17 protein-coding genes and 2 riboswitches are annotated in these 22,382 nt (G+C 46.4%); of the genes, 7 read left to right on the plus strand and 10 right to left on the minus strand.

Going from position 1 to position 22,382, the window contains the following annotated elements:
* Positions 1-13: 13 nt before the first annotated feature.
* From E4T80_RS00475 to bcp, 4 genes are read right to left on the minus strand one after another with little or no spacing between them, the layout of a single operon-like run.
* On the minus strand, positions 14-1,132 hold the full coding sequence (locus E4T80_RS00475; protein ID WP_135053970.1) for an anhydro-N-acetylmuramic acid kinase: 1,119 nt from the start codon (positions 1,130-1,132) through the stop codon (positions 14-16).
* Positions 1,132-1,971, minus strand: coding sequence for an NADPH-dependent 7-cyano-7-deazaguanine reductase QueF (queF, locus tag E4T80_RS00480; protein ID WP_135053972.1), 840 nt, complete (start codon positions 1,969-1,971; stop codon positions 1,132-1,134). Before queF ends, E4T80_RS00475 begins: the two co-directional genes overlap by 1 nt.
* On the minus strand, positions 1,968-2,528 hold the full coding sequence (gene gmhB / locus E4T80_RS00485; RefSeq protein ID WP_135053974.1) for a D-glycero-beta-D-manno-heptose 1,7-bisphosphate 7-phosphatase: 561 nt from the start codon (positions 2,526-2,528) through the stop codon (positions 1,968-1,970). Before gmhB ends, queF begins: the two co-directional genes overlap by 4 nt.
* The gene (gene bcp / locus E4T80_RS00490; protein ID WP_135053976.1) at positions 2,518-2,997 is read right to left on the minus strand and encodes a thioredoxin-dependent thiol peroxidase; all 480 of its coding nucleotides are present in this window, start codon (positions 2,995-2,997) and stop codon (positions 2,518-2,520) included. The genes gmhB and bcp overlap by 11 nt, the downstream gene beginning before the upstream one ends.
* Before the next feature lie 172 nt (positions 2,998-3,169).
* Here bcp and E4T80_RS00495 point away from each other — a divergent pair, with 172 nt between their 5' ends.
* The 4 genes from E4T80_RS00495 to E4T80_RS00510 all read left to right on the plus strand — a co-directional run bounded on the left by E4T80_RS00495 (position 3,170) and on the right by E4T80_RS00510 (position 9,159).
* The gene (locus E4T80_RS00495) at positions 3,170-4,204 is read left to right on the plus strand and encodes an ABC transporter substrate-binding protein (protein WP_135053978.1); all 1,035 of its coding nucleotides are present in this window, start codon (positions 3,170-3,172) and stop codon (positions 4,202-4,204) included.
* A 49-nt stretch (positions 4,205-4,253) separates the two neighbouring features.
* A complete protein-coding gene (locus E4T80_RS00500) occupies positions 4,254-6,296 on the plus strand; it encodes an ABC transporter permease (RefSeq protein WP_135053980.1) in 2,043 nt (680 codons plus the stop codon).
* Positions 6,297-6,305: 9 nt separating this feature from the next.
* The gene (gene fbpC / locus E4T80_RS00505) at positions 6,306-7,358 is read left to right on the plus strand and encodes a ferric ABC transporter ATP-binding protein (RefSeq protein ID WP_135053982.1); all 1,053 of its coding nucleotides are present in this window, start codon (positions 6,306-6,308) and stop codon (positions 7,356-7,358) included.
* A gap of 123 nt (positions 7,359-7,481) precedes the next feature.
* Positions 7,482-7,565: riboswitch (glycine riboswitch) on the plus strand.
* Between the two features lie 2 nt (positions 7,566-7,567).
* Positions 7,568-7,661: riboswitch (glycine riboswitch) on the plus strand.
* A gap of 133 nt (positions 7,662-7,794) precedes the next feature.
* Positions 7,795-9,159: an alanine/glycine:cation symporter family protein gene (locus E4T80_RS00510; protein ID WP_135053984.1), complete on the plus strand. Its 1,365-nt coding sequence runs from the start codon at positions 7,795-7,797 to the stop codon at positions 9,157-9,159.
* A 279-nt stretch (positions 9,160-9,438) separates the two neighbouring features.
* On the opposite strand, the gene adhE is transcribed toward E4T80_RS00510, so the two are convergent.
* The 3 genes from adhE to E4T80_RS00525 form a co-directional block, all read right to left on the minus strand.
* Entirely contained in the window at positions 9,439-12,054 is a 2,616-nt protein-coding gene (gene adhE / locus E4T80_RS00515) for a bifunctional acetaldehyde-CoA/alcohol dehydrogenase (RefSeq protein ID WP_135053985.1), read from the minus strand.
* A gap of 244 nt (positions 12,055-12,298) precedes the next feature.
* Positions 12,299-14,317 (minus strand): DNA helicase Rep, encoded by a 2,019-nt coding sequence (gene rep, locus E4T80_RS00520; protein ID WP_135053987.1) that lies wholly within the window; start codon positions 14,315-14,317, stop codon positions 12,299-12,301.
* Positions 14,317-14,586, minus strand: a complete 270-nt coding sequence (locus E4T80_RS00525; RefSeq protein WP_135053989.1) for a YfhL family 4Fe-4S dicluster ferredoxin — start codon at positions 14,584-14,586, stop codon at positions 14,317-14,319. Before E4T80_RS00525 ends, rep begins: the two co-directional genes overlap by 1 nt.
* 183 nt (positions 14,587-14,769) lie before the next feature.
* On the opposite strand from E4T80_RS00525, the gene nadR reads away from it, so the two are divergent.
* Together nadR and E4T80_RS00535 are read left to right on the plus strand one after the other, a co-directional pair.
* Positions 14,770-16,041 (plus strand): multifunctional transcriptional regulator/nicotinamide-nucleotide adenylyltransferase/ribosylnicotinamide kinase NadR, encoded by a 1,272-nt coding sequence (nadR, locus tag E4T80_RS00530; RefSeq protein ID WP_135053991.1) that lies wholly within the window; start codon positions 14,770-14,772, stop codon positions 16,039-16,041.
* Complete coding sequence (locus E4T80_RS00535) at positions 16,038-16,730, plus strand: metallophosphoesterase family protein (RefSeq protein WP_135053993.1); 693 nt, start codon at positions 16,038-16,040, stop codon at positions 16,728-16,730. Before nadR ends, E4T80_RS00535 begins: the two co-directional genes overlap by 4 nt.
* 81 nt (positions 16,731-16,811) lie before the next feature.
* On the opposite strand, the gene torA is transcribed toward E4T80_RS00535, so the two are convergent.
* The 3 genes from torA to E4T80_RS00550 all read right to left on the minus strand — a co-directional run bounded on the left by torA (position 16,812) and on the right by E4T80_RS00550 (position 20,965).
* Positions 16,812-19,292, minus strand: a complete 2,481-nt coding sequence (torA, locus tag E4T80_RS00540) for a trimethylamine-N-oxide reductase TorA (protein WP_135053995.1) — start codon at positions 19,290-19,292, stop codon at positions 16,812-16,814.
* A gap of 22 nt (positions 19,293-19,314) precedes the next feature.
* On the minus strand, positions 19,315-20,418 hold the full coding sequence (locus E4T80_RS00545) for a NapC/NirT family cytochrome c (RefSeq protein WP_135053997.1): 1,104 nt from the start codon (positions 20,416-20,418) through the stop codon (positions 19,315-19,317).
* 196 nt (positions 20,419-20,614) lie between these two features.
* The gene (locus E4T80_RS00550) at positions 20,615-20,965 is read right to left on the minus strand and encodes a DsrE/DsrF/TusD sulfur relay family protein (protein ID WP_135053999.1); all 351 of its coding nucleotides are present in this window, start codon (positions 20,963-20,965) and stop codon (positions 20,615-20,617) included.
* A 227-nt stretch (positions 20,966-21,192) separates the two neighbouring features.
* On the opposite strand from E4T80_RS00550, the gene yedE reads away from it, so the two are divergent.
* On the plus strand, positions 21,193-22,380 hold the full coding sequence (gene yedE, locus E4T80_RS00555) for a selenium metabolism membrane protein YedE/FdhT (protein WP_135054001.1): 1,188 nt from the start codon (positions 21,193-21,195) through the stop codon (positions 22,378-22,380).
* The last annotated feature ends 2 nt before the right edge of the window (positions 22,381-22,382 follow it).

Consider the following 22,382-nt stretch of genomic DNA (forward strand, 5'->3'; position numbering starts at 1 on the left):
GTTCAAAGCTACATCATAATGTTGTAAAAATTACCCCTAAACTGACCGCTTGTGATGCCCCCGTTACACTCGGCAGATTAGACGGCAGATTATGTATCCGTTGATACGCTAGCCACGCAAACGCAGCGGCTTCCACATAATCGACATCTAAGCCGTATGCGTTGGTCGTGGTTACCTGCCAATCGGGCAGCAGTGCCTGCAAGCGAACCATCAGCCTACCGTTTTTTGCACCGCCGCCACAGACCAAAAGCAGGCACGGCAAGTCTTGAGGGCGATCGATTGCCCGTAAATCTTGTGCAATACTTTGGGCGGTAAATTCCAGCAATGTCGCTTGTACATCATTGGGGGCAATCGGCTCAAATTGTGCCAATTTTGCCGCTAACCACGCCAAATTAAACAATTCCCGCCCTGTACTTTTTGGCGGTTTTTGAGCGAGAAAAGGCTCGTCAAGCAGTGCCGCCAGTAAGCCGTGATGCACTTTGCCCGAAGCCGCCCACTCGCCGTTGCGATCAAACCGCTTGCCTTGATGACGCTCAATCCAATTATCCATCAGCGTATTCCCCGCCCCAATATCGTAGCCAAGGGGCTGCCGATTCGGAATCAGCAACGAAATATTGCTAATCCCGCCGATATTCAACACGCCGGTGATCCGATTCGGATCGCTAAACAGCGCTTGATGAAACGCCGGCACGAGCGGTGCACCTTGCCCGCCATAAGCCATATCCTTACGGCGAAAATCGCCCACCGTGGTAATGCCCGTGTGGGCAGCCAGCCGGTGCATATCGCCAAGTTGGGTCGTGAACGGATAATCGCCGTTTGGTGCGTGCCACACGGTTTGCCCGTGGCAGCCGATAGCCTGAATATCCGCCGCCGTCAGCGCCAAATCAGCCAGAAAATGGTTCACACAGTCCGCATAAAGCCGCCCAAGCCGCTGGTCTAACTCGCCCAGTTGTTGTAAGTCGGTCTGCCCGCTTTTAAGCAGCCTTGATAACGCCGCCCGAAGTTCTTCCGGCATTGGCACGCAGGCACAAGCGGTCATTTGCGGCGGATTTTTGGCAAAATCCACCAAGGCTAAATCTACACCGTCCAAACTCGTGCCGGACATTATGCCTAAATACAACGAAGCGTTCATTATTGTCGTGCCAGCCTTTGGTTTTGCGGTTCGCTCTCAAAATTGGAGCGGAACGGGTTAATATCCAAACCGCCACGGCGGGTATAGCGGGCATATACCGTCAGTTTTTCCGGCTTGGCGAAACGCATTAAATCGGTAAAAATCCGTTCCACACACTGTTCGTGAAATTCGTTATGCTGGCGGAACGAGATAAGATAGCGCAATAATTTCTCACGATCTAACCGCTTGCCGACATAATGAATTTGCACACTTCCCCAGTCCGGCTGATTGGTAATCAAACAGTTGGATTTTAGCAAATGGCTAACCAAGGTTTCTTCCACCCGTTCGCCCTGTGCAATATTTTCAAGGATACAGTTGGAAAAGTGATAATCGTGAATCTCAATATCCAAATCGTCAATCCGTTCCCCGTCAAAATCCGCAATCGGCTGCTGACGATAAGCGTCCAATTTGTGAATATTCACCGTTACCCGACCGCTTGCACAACGGCTAAGATCTTCAACCAAACAACGCTCGACTGCTGCTATCGACTCAAATTTTGTCTGGTTGAAACTGTTCAAATAGAGCTTAAAACTCTTGGATTCAATCAAATTCTCACTGCGAAAATCCACCGCTACATCGGCAATCGCCACCTGCGGCACACCTTTACTGTTTAGCCACGAAAGTTCATAAAGCGTCCAAATATCCGCCCCGCGATCAAAGGGCTGCTGCTCGCTAATGCCTAATTCATCACGGTTTAAACGGCGTGGTACGGCTTGTAATAATGTCGGATCATACTCGCTGGCATAATCAGTTTTCTGCCCCAACTTTAAGGCGGTTAAGCTGCTATCTTGATAGGTCATATCTTCCCCTGTTTCGCTAATAATAACGGCAGATCCGCCAAGCTGTCGATCACACAATCCGCCGCTGCCTCCGCCGCCTCAGTAACCGCTTTGCCGGTACGCACCAACATTTTATACGCAACACCGGCATTTTGGGCGGCTTGCATATCTTCCAATTTATCCCCAACCATTATCGATTGGCTGGCGTCAATGTTTAAATCTCGGATCGCCTGTACAAACATTCCCGCCTGCGGCTTACGGCAATCGCAGTGTTGGCGAAATTCGCCCTGCCCTTCGGGGTGGTGCGGGCAGTAGTAAATCCCGTCCAAATCTACCCCCCGATCCGCTAACGACCAATCCATCCATTCGGTTAATTGTAAAAATTGATCTTCGCTAAAATAGCCACGGGCGATGCCAGATTGATTTGTAACCAGTACCAGCAAATAGCCCTGCTTTTTCAAGGCAAGCAATGCCTCGATCACGCCGTCAATAAATTGAAAGTCATCAATTTGATGCACATAACCGTGATCGAGATTGATCGTCCCGTCCCGATCCAAAAATACTGCTTTATGCGCCATTCTGTTGCCCTTTCAAATAGTCGATCACAATCCGGTGATATTCGCTAGTTTTAAATTTGTCAAACACAGCCTCGATCCGACCGCTTGCATCGACTAAAAAGCTGATACGGTGAATACCGTCATAGGTTTTTCCCATAAATTTTTTCTCGCCCCATACCCCAAAGGCTTCTGCAATGTGATGATCGGGGTCGGATAAGAGGGTGAAATTCAACCCTTTTTTCTCGGTAAATTGGGCTAATTTTTTCGGCAAATCGGGGCTGATCCCCAACACCGCCACATTAAAATCCGCCAGCTCGGTTTTGCTGTCCCGTAAACCGCACGCCTGAGTACTACAACCGGGTGTGAGCGCTTTCGGGTAAAAATAGACCAATACCCGCTGCCCACGGAATTGCGCAAGGGAAACCGGCTGTTCGTGTTGGTCAAGTAAGGTAAAGTCCGGCGCTTGATCGCCTATGTTTAATCTGTTCATTTGCTATCCTCAAAAAGTTACGGTTATCTTACTATACAAGCGGTCGAAAAACGGCAAAATTTTGCAAAATTCTGTTTTTGTGAAAAAATTTGCTTATTTGTGAATAGCATCACAGTATTTTGATACAAATCCGATTATATTAGAGGTGATTTTAACTCACCGAGAATACCCTATGAAATTGAAAATGCTCTCCGCCTTATTTACTGCCGTAACGCTCGGCTTGACGGCCAGCCAATCTGCTCTCGCTGAAGGGCGTTTGGTCGTCTATTGCAGCACCACTAACCTGATGTGCGAGCAGGCGACCCAAGCCTTTGGCGAAAAATATCAAGTCAAGGTTGCCTTTGTGCGTAACGGGTCGGGCAGCACCTTGGCGAAAATTGAGTCGGAAAAAAACAATCCGCAGGCGGATGTTTGGTACGGCGGCACGCTCGATCCGCAATCCCAAGCGGGAGAAATGGGGTTGTTGCAACCCTATCAATCGCCGACTCTTGCCGAAATCAATGAAAAATTCCGTGATCCCGCTAAACTGAAAGGCAACTACACCTCTGCCGTTTATATGGGCATTTTAGGCTTTGGGGTTAATCTTGATCGGCTGAAAAAATTGGGTATCGAAAAAACGCCAAGCAATTGGGCGGATTTGCTCGATCCCCGCCTTGCCGGTGAAATTCAGATCGCCGATCCGCAAAGTTCCGGCACGGCATACACGGCGATTGCTACTTTCGTTCAACTTTGGGGCGAAGAAAAAGCCTTTGCCTATTTCAAGCAACTCCACAAAAACATTTCCCAATATACCAAATCCGGTATTACCCCTTCTCGTAATACGGCACGGGGTGAAACGGCTATCGGCATCGGCTTTTTGCACGACTATGCGCTGGAAAAGAAACACGGGGCAAATTTGGAAATGGTTGTGCCAAGCGAAGGCACGGGCTATGAATTAGGCGGGGTGAGCATTTTAAAAGGGGCGCGTAACCTGGAAAATGCGAAACGGTTTGTCGATTGGGCATTGTCAAAAGAGGCGCAAGAGCTTGCTTGGCAAAAAGGCGAGGCTTTCCAAGTCTTAACCAACACCACCGCCGAGCCGTCCCCTTATTCCCTTAATCCGCAGGATCTGACCTTAATCCATTATGATTTTGAAAAATACGGTTCAACCGAAGAGCGTAAGCGGTTAATCGAAAAATGGGTCAATGAAGTCAAATTAGCCGAATAATCCGATATGCTAGGGGCATCAGCCCCTTTTCTGACGTTTTTGGAACACTATGCCGAATTTTTTCTCTTTTTCCCGCCCTGCCGTTTGGGTACTGCTTGCGTGGCTGGGCTTTGCTTTTTTGCCGGTAACCGCCTTAGATTACGGGGTGTTTGATGCGACCGCCGAAGAATTGCAGCAAGCCAAAGGCTGGACAAGCCTGAATATCGCTTGGGCGTGGTTTTTACCGCTCTGCCTTTTTCTGATCCCGACACCTCGCCCCAGCCTGTTGCGTAGCCGATGTGAATTTGCCCTCGCAAGCGGTCTGTTTCTGCTGATTTTTCTCACGGCAACCTGGTTCAATATTCGGTTAGGCTATGCGGTATTTTTGCTCATTCTCTCGCTGATAGCCCTTGCCACCAATGCGTTGGCAGACCTAAAAGTAATGCAGGGCGATCGCTTTATTATTGCAGCCTTGATCAGCATTGTACTGCTGATTTTCGGCTTTATTGTCTATCCGACCTTCGCTATTTTACAGTCAATGTTTTACCACAACGGCGAATTTGCACCGCAATACGCCTTGGCGATTTTGCAAAAATCCTATGTGCTGCGGGTGATTGGCAATTCACTGAGTGTAGCGGCAACGGTGGGGCTATTTTCTACGCTGTTCGGCTTGGCTTTTGCCCTTTATACTACCCGCATTGCCAAGCGCACACTCTTTATCGGGAAAATTTTTTCGATCTTGCCGATTGTTACCCCGCCGTTTGTAGTTGGGTTGGGTGTTACGCTAATGCTTGGCAGATCCGGCTATGTTACCGCCTTTTTAGTCGAATACTTAGGCTTTCAAAGCCAGTGGCTATATGGCTTTACCGGCATTGTGATTGCCCATACGTTAGCCTTAACCCCAATGGCGTTTATGATTTTAGAAGGGGCGTTGAAGTCCATTCACCCGTCTGTGGAAGAAGCAGCTTATACGTTGCGTGCCAATCGCTATCAAGCGTTTTTTCACATTATTTTACCGTTATTGAAACCGGCATTGGCGAACGCCTTTTTAGTGGTTGTCATTCAATCCCTCGCCGATTTCAGCACCCCGCTCGTGTTGGGCGGCAGCTTTGATGTGATCGCCACGCAAATCTATTTCTATATCGCCGGCTCGCAACTGGATTATACCTCGGCCGGCACACTCGGCACGTTGCTACTGCTGTTTTCGTTAGCCATTTTTATCATTCAATATCTTTGGATTGGTAACCGCTCTTATGTTACCGTTTCCGGCAAATCCTACCGTGGCGAAGTGCAAGATCTGCCTACTCTGTTCAAAGGGGTCATTATTGTCGCCCTCACCGGCTGGGTATTGTTTAATCTGATGCTGTACGGCAGTATCTTCTACGGCAGTTTTACGGTGAATTGGGGCGTCGATTACACCCTGACTTTCAATAACTACCTCACATTATTTGGACAAGGTTTTAATGACGGCGCTTGGCCGTCGTTGCTCCAAACCGTCATATTTGCCGCCGCGGCTGCTCCAATTACGGCATTCTTCGGCTTACTGATTGCCTATATCACCGTGCGGCGAGAGTTTAAAGGGAGAAAAACGCTCGAATTTCTCACCCTACTCTGCTTTGCCGTACCCGGTACAGTGGCAGGCGTATCCTATATTTTGGCATTTAACGATAGCCCGATTTACCTCACCGGCACAGGTATCATCATCATTTTATCAATGGTAATGCGTAATATGCCGGTCGGTATGCGGGCGGCAGTGGCAGGGTTGGGGCAATTAGATAAATCCTTAGATGAAGCCTCACTCTCCCTCAAAGCCGGTTCGTTAAAAACCCTCTGCTTTGTGGTCTTACCGTTGCTCAAACCGGCACTGCTTTCCGCCTTAGTAACCAGTTTTGTACGAGCGATGACAACCGTCAGTGCGATTGTGTTTTTAGTTACGGCAGACACACGGGTTGCCACCTCTTACATTTTAAATCGGGTGGAAGACGGTGAATACGGCATTGCGATTGCCTACGGTTCTATCCTCATCGTTGTGATGATGGGGATTATTTTTCTGTTTGATTGGCTGGTCGGCGACACACGCATTGCCCGCTCCAAAGCCAAGAAAATGAATTAAGGATTGAAAATGACACAACAAAATGCGTTTCTTGAGTTAAAAAATGTCTGTAAAGCGTTTGGCAAAAGTAAGGTTATTGATAATCTCAACCTCTCTATCCGCCAAGGCACAATGGTAACGTTGCTCGGCCCGTCCGGCTGTGGTAAAACGACCGTGCTACGCCTTGTCGCAGGGCTGGAAAGTCCGACTGCCGGACAGATTTTGATTGACGGGGAAGACGTTACCCGCAGTGCCATTCAGCAACGGGACATCTGCATCGTATTTCAGTCCTACGCCCTGTTTCCGCATATGTCGATTGGGGAGAATGTCGGTTACGGGCTAAAAATGCAAGGCGTACCGAAAAGCGAACGGCAGCAGCGGGTGAAAGCGGCACTCGAACTGGTCGATTTAGCCGGTTTTGAAGATCGTTATGTCGATCAAATCTCCGGCGGGCAGCAACAACGGGTCGCCCTCGCCAGAGCCTTGATACTAAAACCTAAAGTATTACTGTTTGACGAACCTTTGAGCAATCTTGATGCAAATTTACGCCGCGCAATGCGGGAAAAAATCCGTGAATTGCAACAACAGCTCAACATCACAGCACTGTATGTTACCCACGATCAAACAGAAGCCTTTGCCGTTTCCGATGAAGTTATCGTAATGGACAAAGGCAAAATCCGCCAACAAGGCACGGCAAAAATGCTCTATTTGCAGCCTAACTCCCTGTTTCTTGCTAACTTTATGGGCGAATCCACCCTGTTTAGCGGTACTCGTGAGGGCGACCATATCACCCTTGGCAACTACCAATTTGAGCTACACAATACCGAGCGTTTTAACGTACCGAACGGCAAATGCCTGATCGGTATCCGCCCCGAAGCCGTTCAGCTAAAACCCGAGGGGCAGCCGGCGCAAAAATGTGAAATTCAGCACGCCGTCTATATGGGTAACCATTGGGAAATCACGGCAATCTGGCAAAACACCCCGCTGATGATTAACCTCAACCCCGAATATTATGACGAACAACAAAAGCAGCATTATATTCACCTTCACCATAGCGGTGTTTTTCTTCTTCCGCTTGAATAACCTGAGGATTACATCTATTCTTAACGAAAAATAGCTCTTGTAGTGCTTCGATATTGACAGCCCCAAAAGACTTGCTAAAATCCATAAGTCTTTTTTATTTTTTATAAAGAAGAAAATGTTCGGATGAAGATAGCTGGAGAGTGGGGAGCACCCCACACCGACGAGGTAAACTCTTTCAGGTGCGCAAGCGAGGACAGCTATTGGACGAACCCTTGGAGAGATCCACTCCGCGAGTGCGGAAAATGGACGCCGAAGGCGCAAGCGTAGTTATCTGCGTGAAACGCTCAGGCAAAAGGACAGGGGAGAAAAGTAAGCAAAACAAGCGGTCGTTTAGGCGGAAAAATTTGCAATATCGCCTTCTGCAAAATATCGTCGGCATCTCACCGCTTGCTGTGTGCTTTTCTTTCCTTGTAAGTTGTTTTTACGAGGAATCACAATGTCAATCGACACGTTACTTAGCCAAATCAATAACATCATTTGGGGTGTGCCACTACTGGTTTTAATTTCGGGTGTGGGCATCTATTTCACTTTCAAACTCAAATTCTTGCAAATTTTTAACCTGCCGAGAGCCTTCATCTATATGTTCAAACCGGAAAAAGGTGAGAATCAAACAGGCGATATTTCCGCCTTTGCCGCACTCTCTACCGCATTAGCAGCGACTATCGGCACGGGCAATATTGTCGGGGTCGCCACCGCCATTCAAGCGGGCGGGCCGGGGGCGTTGTTTTGGATGTGGTTAATTGCCGTCTTCGGTATGGCAACCAAATACGCCGAATGTTTGCTGGCAATTAAATTTCGGGGTAAGGACAAAGACAGCTATATTGCCGGCGGTCCAATGTATTACATTGAAATCGGTATGGGGCAACGTTGGAAATGGCTGGCAAAACTGTTCGCCTTTTTCGGTGTGATGGTCGCTCTCTTTGGTATCGGTACGTTTCCGCAGGTCAATGGGATCACCACTGCCCTGCACGACACTTTTCATTTGCCGATCGGTGTAACGGCAGTGGTACTGACACTCACCGTCGCAATGATTATTTTAGGCGGTGTGCAGCGGATTTCAAAAATCGCCAGTGTGATTGTACCGTTTATGGCGGTTGCTTATGTGAGTGCATCAGTGCTGATCTTGGTGTTAAATGCCGCAAAAATCCCCGAAACTATCGCTTTTATTATTGAAGCGGCGTTTAACCCACAATCTGCAATCGGCGGTGTATTAGGTTTTACCGTAATGCAGGCAATCCAATCGGGTGTTGCAAGAGGCATTTTCTCTAACGAAGCGGGCTTAGGTTCAGCGCCGATTGCAGCAGCGGCAGCCCAAACCAAAGAGCCGGTTCGCCAAGGGCTGATTTCAATGACCGGCACATTCTTAGATACCATCATCGTCTGTACAATGACAGGGTTAGTCATTGTACTAACCGGTGCGTGGAAAGGCTCGGCACAAGGGGCTGCACTCACCAACTTGGCATTTTCGCAAGGGTTGATGAGCAATATCGGGGCGGTTGTCGTAACGGTCGGGCTGATTTTCTTTGCCTTTACGACTATTTTGGGCTGGTGTTACTACGGCGAACGTTGCTTTGTTTATTTGAGAGGCGGACGCACACGAGGTATTAAATTCTACCGTGTTATCTTCATTGCCCTGATTGCCGTTGCCCCTTTTATTCAACTAAACACGATTTGGACGTTGGCAGACATCGTTAACGGCTTAATGGCGTTCCCGAATTTAATCGCACTGGTTGCTTTACGCCACGTGGTGATTGATGAAACCAAACACTATTTTGAACGCCTGAAACAGGGCTTGGTATAGTTGCAAATAATGACGTATAACTGACCGCCTGTCTCTACACCACAAATCAAAAATGGCGATAAGTGAATCCACCTTATCGCTATTTTAATCTTCTCCCTGTTAATCATCATACAAATAAGAAATAAACTTATTATTTTCCAACAGTGATAAAAGCCAAATCGCTTTAAAATATAAATTCTTCAGACAAAATAAAAAGTGGCTGCTAGGAAGAAAACCACACAGCCACCAGCGTGATAAATGATTAAAAATAAAATTATAAGCTATTGATTTACAATAATATTACTCGCCATAATAGGCTTTAGTCAGAATTTCCTCCATATCTTCTACCATTGCCAAACGAGGATTTGCCGGCGTGCATTGGTCTTCAAACGCCAGCAGGGCAAGCTCTCTACGGGCTTCAAGGAAAGCTTTTTCGTCCACACCCTGCTCACGCAACGACATTTTAATGCCGCAGGCTTTGGCAAGTTCCGCCACAGCTTTGGCATAGGATTCCACCCCCTCTGCCGGTGTCGCTGCCGGTAGCCCTAACATTCTAGCAATATCTTGGTATTTTTCGTCCGCTTTGTAATGGTTATATTTCGGCCAAGTTGCCACTTTTGTCGGGCGTGTGCCGTTATAACGAATAACGTGCGGCATTAAAATCGCATTGGTGCGACCATGTACGGTGTGGAAACGCCCGCCCAGTTTATGTGCCATTGAGTGATTGATCCCCAAGAACGCATTGGCAAATGCCATACCGGCAATGGTTGATGCGTTGTGCATTCTCTCACGGGCTTCCGGATCAGCTTCTTTCACCGATTTTTCAAGGAATTGGAACACTAATTTAATCGCCTGCAATGCCAAGCCGTCCGTGTAATCGTTCGCCACCGTTGAAACATAGGCTTCGGTTGCGTGGGTCAGTACGTCTAAACCGGTATCCGCCGCAATATGTGCCGGCACGGTCATCACTAACGCCGGATCAACAATCGCAATCGTTGGGGTGAGCGAGTAGTCGGCAATCGGGTATTTTTTGTCGCCTTCGGTGATGACCGCAAACGGTGTAACTTCCGAGCCCGTTCCTGATGTGGTCGGAATACCGACAAATTTCGCACGGCGACCTAATTGTGGGAATTTGAACGCCCGTTTGCGAATATCCATAAATTTCTGTACCAGATCACGGAAATCCACTTCCGGCTGCTCGTAGAATAACCACATTACTTTTGCTGCGTCCATCGGCGAACCGCCGCCGAGTGCAATAATCGTATCCGGTTGGAAACTACGCATCAATTCTGTCCCACGGCGAACGGTTTCAATACTTGGATCAGGTTCGACATCGGCAAACAGTTGGTAAGTTACTTTATTTTTACGCAGACGCAACTGCTCGGCAATTTTCTCGACAAAGCCGAGATCAACCATTGCTCTGTCGGTAACAATCATCACCCGCTCGACATCTTTCATTGATTTCAAATATTGAATCGAATCCCGCTCAAAATAGATTTTTGACGGCACTTTAAACCACTGCATATTATTTCTCCGTCTGCCCACACGTTTGATATTTAAAAGATTCACTGCACTCACGTTGTTACCGACGGAATTTTTGCCGTATGAGCCGCAACCTAGTGTTAAAGACGGCAGGAAAGAGTTATACACATCACCGATACCGCCGAAAGTGGACGGCGAATTCCAAATCACACGAATGGCTTTGACCCGATCACCGAACGTTTTCGCCAACTGCGTATCTTTAGTATGAATCGCCGCAGAATGCCCTAAACCGTGGAAATTGACCATCTGTTCCGCTAACGCAATCCCTTCCTCTTGGGAATGCGAGGTAAGTAATGCCAGTACCGGCGATAACTTCTCACGGGTCAGCGGTTCGTTTTCCCCTACTTCTTTACATTCCGCCAACAAAATATTGGTATTTTTCGGCACGAAAAAGCCCGCTTGTTCTGCAATCCACGCTGCCGGTTTACCGACAACCGCCGCATTTAACTTCGCGCCGGAACAGCTTACTTTATCGGCTTTATCCACCCCGAAAATAAATTTTTCCAACAAGGCTTTCTCTTTTTTATTCACCAAATAAACGCCGTAAGATTGCATCTCTTTGACGAAGTCGGCATAAATCTCTTTATCGACAATTGCCGCTTGCTCCGAAGCACAAATCATTCCGTTATCGAACGATTTCGACATCACAATATCGTACACTGCCTGTTTTAAATCGGCGCTTTTTTCAACATAGGCAGGCACATTCCCGGCCCCCACACCCAACGCCGGTTTTCCGCAGGAATAAGCCGCTTCCACCATTGCATTCCCACCGGTTGCCAAAATGGTGGCAATCCCTTTGTGTTTCATTAACAGAGATGTCCCTTCCATTGACGGTGTTTTAATCCATTGCACACAATCTTTCGGCGCACCGGCAGCCACCGCAGCATCATAGACAATTTGTGCGGCGTGCGCGGAACACTGTTGGGCGGAAGGGTGGAAGGCAAAAATAATCGGGTTACGGGTTTTGAGGGCAATTAACGCTTTGAAAATCGTAGTGGAAGTCGGGTTGGTTGTCGGCGTAATCCCACAAACCACACCAACCGGATCGGCAATTTCGGTAATCCCCGTTACATCATCTTCGCTGATCACTCCAACCGTTTTCAGATTTCGCATATTATTCACCACATATTCGCAGGCAAATAAGTTTTTGGTTGCTTTATCTTCAAACACACCCCGCCCGGTTTCCTCAACTGCGTGCAGAGCTAATGCACCGTGCTTATCCAACGCCGCCACCGAAGCTTTGGCAACGATATAATCGACTTGCTCCTGATCAAGCCGGCGGAACGCCTCAAGGGCTGTTAGCCCCCGCTCGACCAATTCATTCACTTCAACTTGAGCATCGTAAGGTTGGGCAGATTTCGTGATTTGCGCCATAGTTATTTTCCTCTAAAAATTATTTTAACTGGCGAAATTATTACTGATCTGGAGTGCTTTTTCCCCTAAATTAGCACTCTATTTGTAAAGTTTATGATCTGCATCAAGTTTTTGAGAATTGTTATCATCTTATTAAATCTTACCCAACATTACACTAACAGTCTTGATATTTTTATGCATTTTTTCGCCTTTTTCATTAACACAAGCGGTGAGTTATATTCAAAAATTTGCTATTTTATCAAGACTATTTTTTATTCGCCTTAACCATCGCCAGCATATTGTTCAAGCCGGCGGAGACTTTTTGTTGGCGTTGTTGTTCGCTGATTTGGGGTTTATTCCGCTCCCATTGTAGATCGTCTTGGGGAAGCTCCAGTAAAAAGCGGCTGACTTCGGGGCGGGTAATTTCGCCGTACTGACGGCGTTCTTTGCAGAGGGAGAATGTCAGGGTTTGTTGCGCTCGGGTAATACCGACATAGGCTAAACGGCGCTCTTCTTCGATGTTATCCTCGTCAATGCTGGTTTGGTGGGGCAAAATTCCTTCTTCCATTCCAATCAGGAAAACGTGCGGAAACTCCAAACCTTTTGAGGCGTGGAGGGTCATCAGTTGCACTTGGTCGCTCTCCTCATCCTCGCCCCGCTCCAACATATCCCGCAAAGTGAGATTATTGACCACTTGGACTAAATTCATCGGTTCGTTAAGCGCATCGCCGTCCAGCATTTTTTGTACCCAATCAAACAGAGTTTCAACATTGCGGCTTTGCATTTCCGCCGATTTTGGCGTGGCGGCGGTTTCGTAGAGGTAGGCTTCGTATTGAATTTTCCCCAACATTGCTTTGATCGCTTGCTGCGGCTCGGCACGCTCAGCTTGGTCTGCCAATTCGACAATCCAACGGGCAAAATCTTGCAACGCTTGATAAGGGCGAGGGCTAAGGCGTTGAATCAGTTCAAAATCAAAAATCGCTTCAAACAAACTGACCTGCTTTTCGTTCGCCAATGTCCCCAATTTTTCGAGAGTTGCCGCCCCAATTTCCCGCCTCGGCGTATTCACAATGCGAAGAAATGCCGCATCATCGTCTTGGTTTACCAATAGGCGCAGGTACGCCAACATATCTTTAATTTCGGTTTTACTGAAGAATGACGTGCCACCCGAAATTTTGTAGGGAATGCGGTTTTGCATCAGCAATTTTTCTAACAGGCGGGATTGGTGATTCCCCCGATATAAAATCGCATAATCTTTGTATTTGGTTTTGTTGAGATAGCGGTGGGCGATCAGCTCGCCGACGATTCGCTCTGCTTCGTGTTCCTCATTTTTGGCTTCAATCACCGCCAATTTTTCGCCTTCGCCCAACTGGGAAAACAGCCGTTTGGCGAACAGGTGATCGTTGTTATCAATCAAAATATTAGCGCAATGCAAAATACGCTGGCTGGAGCGATAATTCTGCTCCAGTTTAATCACTTTGAGCTGTGGGAAGTCCGTTTGAAGCCGTGCCATATTTTCCGGCTTCGCCCCACGCCACGAGTAGATCGACTGGTCATCATCGCCGACCACCGTAAAATTTTGGTGATTTTCAACCAATAATTTAATCAATTCATATTGGCTGGTGTTGGTATCTTGATATTCATCAACCAACAAATAGCGGATTTTCTGCTGCCAGCGGGCTTTAGCTTCAGGAAATTGACGGAAGAGCAGGGTCGGCAGCATTATCAGATCGTCAAAATCCAACGCATTATAGGCTTTGAGCTGGTTTTGGTATTGCAAATAAAAGTGCGAAAAGACCCGCTTGCGATCGTCATTGGCGGCAGCGATCGCCTGTTCCGGCGAGAGCAGATCGTTTTTCCAGTTTGAAATGGTGGATACCAACGCTTTAAGCAGATCTTTATCTTCCGCAGCCGCTTCGGGCAACAGGTGTTTGAGCAGGGCTATTTGATCGTATTCGTCAAATAAAGTCATTCCCGCTTTGTAGCCGAGCAATTTATGCTCACGCTTGAGAATATCAAACCCGAGCGTGTGGAAAGTCGAGATGGTTAGCCCTCGGCTGTTTTCTTTACCGATGGAATGTGCCACCCGCTCCCGCATCTCACGGGCGGCTTTATTGGTAAACGTTACGGCGGCAATCTGTTTGGGAGCATAGCCACACTCGGCGATAAGATGAGCGATTTTATTGATGATGACCCGTGTTTTGCCCGAGCCCGCGCCGGCTAATACCAAACACGCCCCTTCCACATATTCGACCGCCTGCAGTTGTTGTGCGTTGAGCTTCATTATTTTGCCTCCAAAGCATCAGCGTGATGAATTAACACAAATTTTTCCCACAATTCATCGGTCGTTTCAATATGTTGCGGGTCGGTAATAATGCAGTTATTGATCGGGCAGACTTTTTGGCAGGTCGGGATCTCATAATGCCCGACACATTCGGTGCATAACGCCGGATCAATGACATAAATGTCCTCGCCCATTGAAATCGCCTGATTCGGGCATTCGGGCTCGCACATATCGCAGTTGGTGCATTTTTGGGTAATCAGTAACGCCATAATGATAGTCTTTCGCTCAAAACGGCTGATTATAGCCTACCGATAAAAACTGAAAAGCCCTTATACACTATTTTGCAAATTTTCCGAGCCAAACGACCGCTTGCCAAGCCATTGTTCAGAATAAAAAAATGACAAAATCCCGATTTTCACCTATTATTGCGTAAACTTTTCGAGGATAACCCTATGACCGATTTTGCTTACCTACAACAAAAACGCAAGCAATTAAAATTAAAAGTGAATGACGTGTGCGAGCAAGCCGGCGTAACCCGTGCTTACTTTAATCAACTGGTAACGGGTAAAATAAAAAATCCCGGTGCGAGCAAACTCAAAGCCTTGCATAACGTTTTGGATATTATTGAGCAGCCTCATCAGCGGGTCGGCGTGATTTTCGGCAAATTCTATCCGGTGCATACGGGGCATATCAATATGATTTACGAAGCCTTTAGTAAGGTCGATATGCTACACGTTATCGTTTGCACCGATACCGAGCGGGATCTGCAATTATTCCACGACAGCAAAATGAAACGGATGCCGACAAACGAAGATCGCCTGCGCTGGATGCAGCAGATTTTCAAATATCAGCAAAAGCAAATTTTTATTCATCATCTTGTCGAAGACGGCATTCCAAGCTACCCGAACGGCTGGGAAGGCTGGGCAAATCGGGTGAAAGCCCTGTTTGTCGAGAAAAATATTCAGCCGACCATTGTATTTAGCAGCGAAATTCAAGATAAAGCCCCCTACGAAACCTATTTGAATTTAGAGGTGCATTTGGTCGATCCCGAACGCCATTCGTTCAACGTGTCCGCCACTAAAATTCGCAATCAGCCGTTCCAGTATTGGCGTTTTATCCCGAAAGAAGTGCGTCCGTTCTTCGTCAAAACCATTGCAATTTTAGGCGGTGAAAGCAGCGGCAAAAGCGTATTAGTCAGCAAACTTGCTAACGTGTTCAACACCACATCGGCGTGGGAATACGGGCGTGAATTTGTGTTCAAAGAGTTAGGCGGCAACGAACAAGCGATGCAATATTCCGACTATCCGCAAATGGCACTCGGACATAAAAGCTATGTGGATTATGCGATGAGGCACGCACATAAAGTGGCGATTATCGACACGGATTACATCACCACCCAAGCCTTTTGTATTCAATACGAGGGCAAACCGCACCCGTTTTTGGATTCAATGATTAAAGAGTACCCGTTTGACGTTACCATTCTGCTCTCCAATAATACCAAATGGGTAGATGATGGCTTGCGTAGTCTCGGCTCGGCTAAACAACGCCAACGTTTTCAACAACTTCTCAAAAAACTGTTGGAAAAATACAATGTGCCTTATATTGAAATTGAATCACCCAGCTATTTAGACCGCTATAATCAAACCAAAGAAGTGGTCGAAGCGATTTTAAATGACGAACCGATTCCTTTAACCTTTAAAACCCATAACGAGAATAAAAAATGATACTGTTTGCGGGTGATCCTCACGGCAGCTACACGCACCTTTACCCCTTCGTTCAGGCACACGACAATGTCGCTCTGATTATTTTAGGGGATTTACAATTAACCACTCCGACCGAGTTAGACAAATTAGCCCGGCATTGCGATATTTGGTTTATCCACGGCAATCACGACAGCAAAACCGTTGCCGCCTTTGATGCGATTTGGGGCAGTGAATGGAAAGCACGCAATCTGCACGGGCGTGTCGTGGAGATACAAGGCACTAAAATCGCCGGGCTCGGCGGCGTGTTTCGTGGGCATATTTGGATGCCGCCTCACCGCCCGATGTTTTTCGACCACATTCACTACTGCCAATATGCCCCGCAAGAACGCATTTGGCGAGGCGGCGTACCACTGCGCCACCGCACCTCAATCTTTCCGGCGGATTTGGAAAATCTTGAACAACAAAAGGCGGATATTCTCATCAGCCACGAAGCACCCCGCCCGCACCCGCAAGGCTTTGCCGTCATCAACCAATTGGCACGCAAAATGGGTGTGCAAAAGATCTTCCACGGTCATCATCACGATAATTTTGATTACCGCCCAATCAACCGCAACAAAGCCTGCGATATTTTCAACATCGGCTTTAGAAGTTTGGCAGATATTGACGGCAATTATCTGCTAATCGGTGTCGATGATCGGGACTTAAAATAGACTATTTTGCATATTCTTTGAAAAAACAGACCGCTTGTTGAAAGCAAGCGGTCTGTTTATTAAACTTCTTTTCAAAATACTTTACAATGCGTGCTTAGGCTGTTTAAACACCGTAACTTCCGGTGCAATCCCTGTAAATTTTTCAATCTGTACAATACACGTATTAGGCGAGTTACCTTGTGCCAGTTTTGAAGTACCTTCATCACGAGTCAAAACATTCGGGCAACCGTTTTTACATAGCGGCTGTTCACTTTCACCTAAATCCAACGGATCATACCAAGCACCTTCGTGTAAACAGACTGTCCCTCGGATAATGTTATCGGTTACCACTGCTCCGGCAAGTACTTGCCCTCGCTTGCTGTAAATCCGCACAATATCTCCGTCTTTAATGTTACGTGAAACCGCATCTGCCGGATGGATCATCACTGGCTCACGATCGTTTACTGCGTATTTTTGTCGTAATGAGGTATGTGCTAATTGGCTATGTAAACGGTAATAAGGATGCGGTGTCACTAAGGCTAAAGGATAGTTTTCCGTTACATTACCTACAAACTCTTCCGGTTCTAACCAACTTGGATGACCTTTGCAATCATCATAATCCATTTTAGCAATGACCTCGGAATAGATCTCTATTTTACCCGACGGTGTCCCCAACGGGTTAAGGAGCGGATCTTCACGAAATTCTCCGTAGCGTACCCAGTTTTTTGCTGCTTCTCCCGCTTCAAAAGTCAAAGGTTTATTCTCCGCCCAGAATTTTTCAAAACGAGGCATTGCCACACGATTATTGCGTGCCGAAGTAAACGCGACTTTATAAAACTCTTCCAGCCAATCCATTTCTGATTTATTTTCTGTGAATTGTGCTTCAACCCCAGCTCTTTTTGCTAATTCAGCAAAAATATCATAGTCATTTTTCGCTTCAAACTGCGGAGGAACAACCTGTTTCATTGGGTAAATATTCATCATTGAATAATCCCCCGACATCGTCAAATCGTTACGCTCATAACTTGTTGTAACCGGCAGAACAATATCTGCCATCCGAGCCGTTGGTGTCCAATTTACTTCATTGACAATAACAACTTCCGGTCGTTGAAAAGCTTTGACTAATAAATTGGTATCTTGGTGATGAACAAACGGATTACCACCCGCCCAATATACCGCCTTGATATTCGGATAAGTAAGTTTAGAGCCATTATAATCAATCGTTTTACCAGGATGTAGTAACACATCGGCAATACGGGCTACCGGAAATGCTGATTTTGAAGTATCATCCAGCCACGTTTTTGCACCAGCCTCAGTAGCCGGATTTGCTGTTATTGATCCCAAAATACCGCCGGTTGCACTCGGTACTCCGCCATTTGAATAATGGTAACTAAAACCAAATCCGCCTCCTGGTAAGCCAATTTGCCCTAGCATAGATGCAAGCGTTACCAACATCCAATGCGTTTGTTCCCCGTGACTCTGACGTTGCATTCCCCATCCCCCCATCAACATCGTACGCTTACTCGAGAAATCCTGAGCTAATTGTTTAATTTGATTAGCAGGTACGCCACAAATTTTCGCCGCCCACTCTGCTGTTTTAGGCTGACCATCGTCCCGACCTAACAAATAATTTTCAAATTTATCGTAACCTACCGTATATTTTTTCAGAAAGGGTTTATCGTGCTTACTTTCACTAACCAGAGTATGCGCAATACCTAGCATTAATGCTACATCTGTTGCCGTATTCACAGGGATCCATTCTGCTCCAAGCATTTGGCACGTTTCGCTACGTTGCGGATCGATACAAATAATACGCTTACCCTTGGCTTGGTATTTTTTAAAGTATTCAATCCCTTTTTGGTCTGTGGAAGTCCACGCAATACGCATTGTTGTTAATGGGTTTGCCGACCAAAGTACAATAATATCGCTATGCTCTAATAAAGATTCCCAACTCGTTTGTTGTTCATACACTTCGATCGTACCAAGCACGTGTGGCATAATGACTTGAGCTGCCCCCGTAGAATAATCACCTTTATTCCCGACAAAACCACCTGTAATATTCATATAACGGTGCAATAAAGTCCGAGCTGCATGTAACGCTCCTGAGCTATACCAACCATAAGAACCCGCAAAAATGGCATTTGCACCATATTCATCACGAATACGCTTTAGTTGAGAATGCACTAAATCTAATGCTTGTTCCCAAGAAACACGAACCCACTCATCTCGTCCGCGCATTGTTGTATCGCTTTTATCGAGGTTAGCTAAAAAACCTTTCCTAACCATTGGATATTTTACACGAGTTTCACTGTATAATTGATCCGGCACAACTGTCTGTAATTCATTTGATATAACCGGTTCAATCGCCGGTCCTGATTTAACGGCTTTTCCTTCTTGAACAACGACACCTATCGGTCCCCAGTGTGCGGCAGTAACCACCGTTTTCATTTCAGACTCAACTGCTTCTGCACTTTTTGATACAACCGCTGTCAACATTCCGCCGGATAATGATGTCCCCACCATACTCAGAGATGTTTTTTTCAAAAATGTACGACGTTGTTGGTTAATTTTATGCTTTTTCATTTCAGCCTCACTTTACCGATAACTATTCTGCTACCACTATATCTTTGGCATTACGCTGAAGATAAATCGTTACAGCTCGCACTTCATCTTTACTCATTGATGTGCGATCTTTCATTGAATTAACCACACTAATCCATTGATTAGCCGTATAGTGTTTCGCCCCAATCGGAGCATGGCAACCACTGCAATATGTTTGATTTAAACTATCACCATATTGATTAAGCATTGCTAAATCCGAGGTCATTTTTTCTTTTGTAACATTCACCATAAAACTAACTTCTTGCCACTCGCTATCCGTTACTTTGTCATATTTGGTTTGTAAAATCTGACGGTGACTACGAGCCTCATCATCGACTAATGCGACACTAATACGTTTACCAATATCTAAATACAATATGGACTCCGCACCTGCTTGTTGCCAACCGTGTAGCACTCCTTGAATTTGATTGCCTTTAATCTGCCATTGTGTCAGTTTTGCATATGGCATTAAGCGAATATCTCCGCCGTACTCGGCTGCTGCCTTCACCATCTCGATTGCAAAAATGGCTGAATCCGGCATCAGATCTCCCCCTTTTAATATTCCCGATTTTTCGGTATTCGTAACCGAATGTATTTCAGGCAAAAAATGCACAATTCCTTTATGGCAATCAATACAGGTCTGCCCCTTACCCTGCGCTTCTCTATGTGTTTGCTTCGCAAGTTTAGTTTGTTGAGAAAAATCCATTGCATCAAAACTATGGCAACTACGACAAGTTGCAGAATCATTTGCTTTTAATTCATTCCAAACACGTTGTGCCATTTCCGCCCGGTGTACTTCATATTTTTGCTTATCATCAATCTTGCCTGTTGCCTCATACCATAGATCTTTCAATGCGATCACTTTCGCCTTCAGATAATGCCAACTTTCTTGCGGAATATGACAATCAGCACATTCTGCCCGAACGCCTTTTGCATTCGCAAAATGGCTTGAACCTTCCCATTCCTGCTGTGCATAACTCATTGAATGGCAACTCACACAAAACTCCGTGGAACTCGTCTTATGCATTACCCACTGACCACCTAATAATAGCGCTGCCCCAATCCCCACTAAACAAAGCACAATTAAAATGTTCTTTACTCTAGACATATCCCCACTCCAAACTTAATTAGATGATGAAATTCTAAGCAATGATATAATGTATTACTATGATCTCGATCAATGGAAAGGACAATATTTAGGCAACACAATAAATGATAGAAAAAACGGAAATATTTTCACAAAACATAAAAAAACAGACCGCTTGTTGAAAGCAAGCGGTCTGTTTTTCGATCATTTTTACCAATCAGAAATTCAGCACTTTATCTGCCCAGAGTGTCCAGTCCGCAAGTTCTGCCAATGTGCCGATTTCTACACCGTCAGCCAAAGCTAAATGGGTGATACCACGGGCGTTGGTGCAGGTTTTGCATAATTTCACCGATGCACCTTGGGCGATGAGAATTTCGAGCATTTGTTGCAGGTGATAGCCTTCGCTCGGATTTTGTTTCGCCAAACCGGCATTAACGGCATCGGACATCAAAAACAATCGAATATCCGCCTGCTGCAATTCCTGAATTTGTAACGCAAGGCGTAAACCGCTGAAAAACGTTTCATTGCCGTACGGCGCAGCATTTAAAATAAACAGTAATTTTTGCATCATTTTTCCTCTTCATTGATTTTGCAAAATTCTAACAGAAAGCCACCGCTTGCACGCTTTATTTTGCGGGGTGATATTGCTAGAATAACGGCGGTTTTTGAACTATTTCATTATATCGCAAGGTTTTGTGTGTAAAGAGATGACAAAACACGCCGTCTGTTCACTTAGTTTACCTCTCAACTTTGCCTTAATTCATTCAATCTTTTATCAGTTTATAAGGACTTTGTATGATTTGGCAGCGTTTTAAACACCATTTTCTGATTAAATTTTGGCAACCTGTGCCTGCGGTAATTGCAGCGGGCATACTGTCTGCTTACTATTTCGGCTTAACCGGCACCTACTGGGCGGTTACGGGCGAATTTACCCGCTGGGGCGGTGAGTTTCTCGAATTTGTCGGGATTGATGTCAGCGATTGGGGCTATTTTCAACTGGTCGGCTTAGAGGGTTCGGTCTTTACCCGCATTGACGGTTTGATGATTGTGGGAATGTTTGCCGGCTGCCTCTCTGCTGCGCTTTGGGCGAATAATGTCAAATTCCGCCATTCTGCCCACAAAATCCGCATAGTGCAAGCCTTGATTGGCGGCATCATTGCCGGATTTGGTGCACGTTTGGCAATGGGGTGTAATTTGGCGTCTTTTTTCACCGGTATTCCGCAATTTTCCCTCCACGCTTGGCTATTTACGCTTGCCTCAGCAATCGGCTGTTATTTTGGGGCAAAATGCTCGCTGCTGCCAATGTTCCGCATTCCGATTAAAATGGTGAAGGTAAATGCCCAGCAGCCATTAAGGCAAGATCCCGATAAAGCCAAACGCCGTTTTCGGCTTGGAATGCTGGTCTTTTTCAGCTTTTTAGCGTGGGCAATGTTTACCCTGTTTAACTCGCCGAAGCTCGGCTTTGCGATGTTGTGCGGCTTAGCTTTTGGATTGCTGATTGAACGGGCGCAGATCTGTTTCACCTCTGCCTTTCGGGATCTGTTTATCAGCGGCCGCACCACGATGCTCAAAGCGATTATTTATGGTGTAATGGTCGGCACGCTGGGGGTGTATAGCTATATTGCGATTGGGCTTGAACCGAAAATTATGTGGGCAGGCCCGAATGCGATTCTCGGCGGGCTATTGTTCGGTTTCGGCATTGTGTTAGCCGGCGGCTGCGAAACGGGCTGGATGTACCGTGCCGTTGAAGGTCAGGTGCATTATATGTGGGTCGGGTTGGGCAATATCATCGGTTCAACCTTGCTCGCACTGGTTTGGGACGATATTGCCCCACACCTTGCACTCAATTACGATAAAATCAATCTGCTCAATTCTCTCGGCACAATCGGCGGCTTAGTGGCAAATTATGTGCTGCTCATTCTTTCCCTCATTTTAGTGCTTTGGTGGGAGCAACGTGTCCTACAAAAACGTCTGGCAAAATAAGG

This window comes from Muribacter muris, assembly GCF_004569585.1.
Taxonomy (GTDB): Bacteria; Pseudomonadota; Gammaproteobacteria; order Enterobacterales; family Pasteurellaceae; genus Muribacter; species Muribacter muris.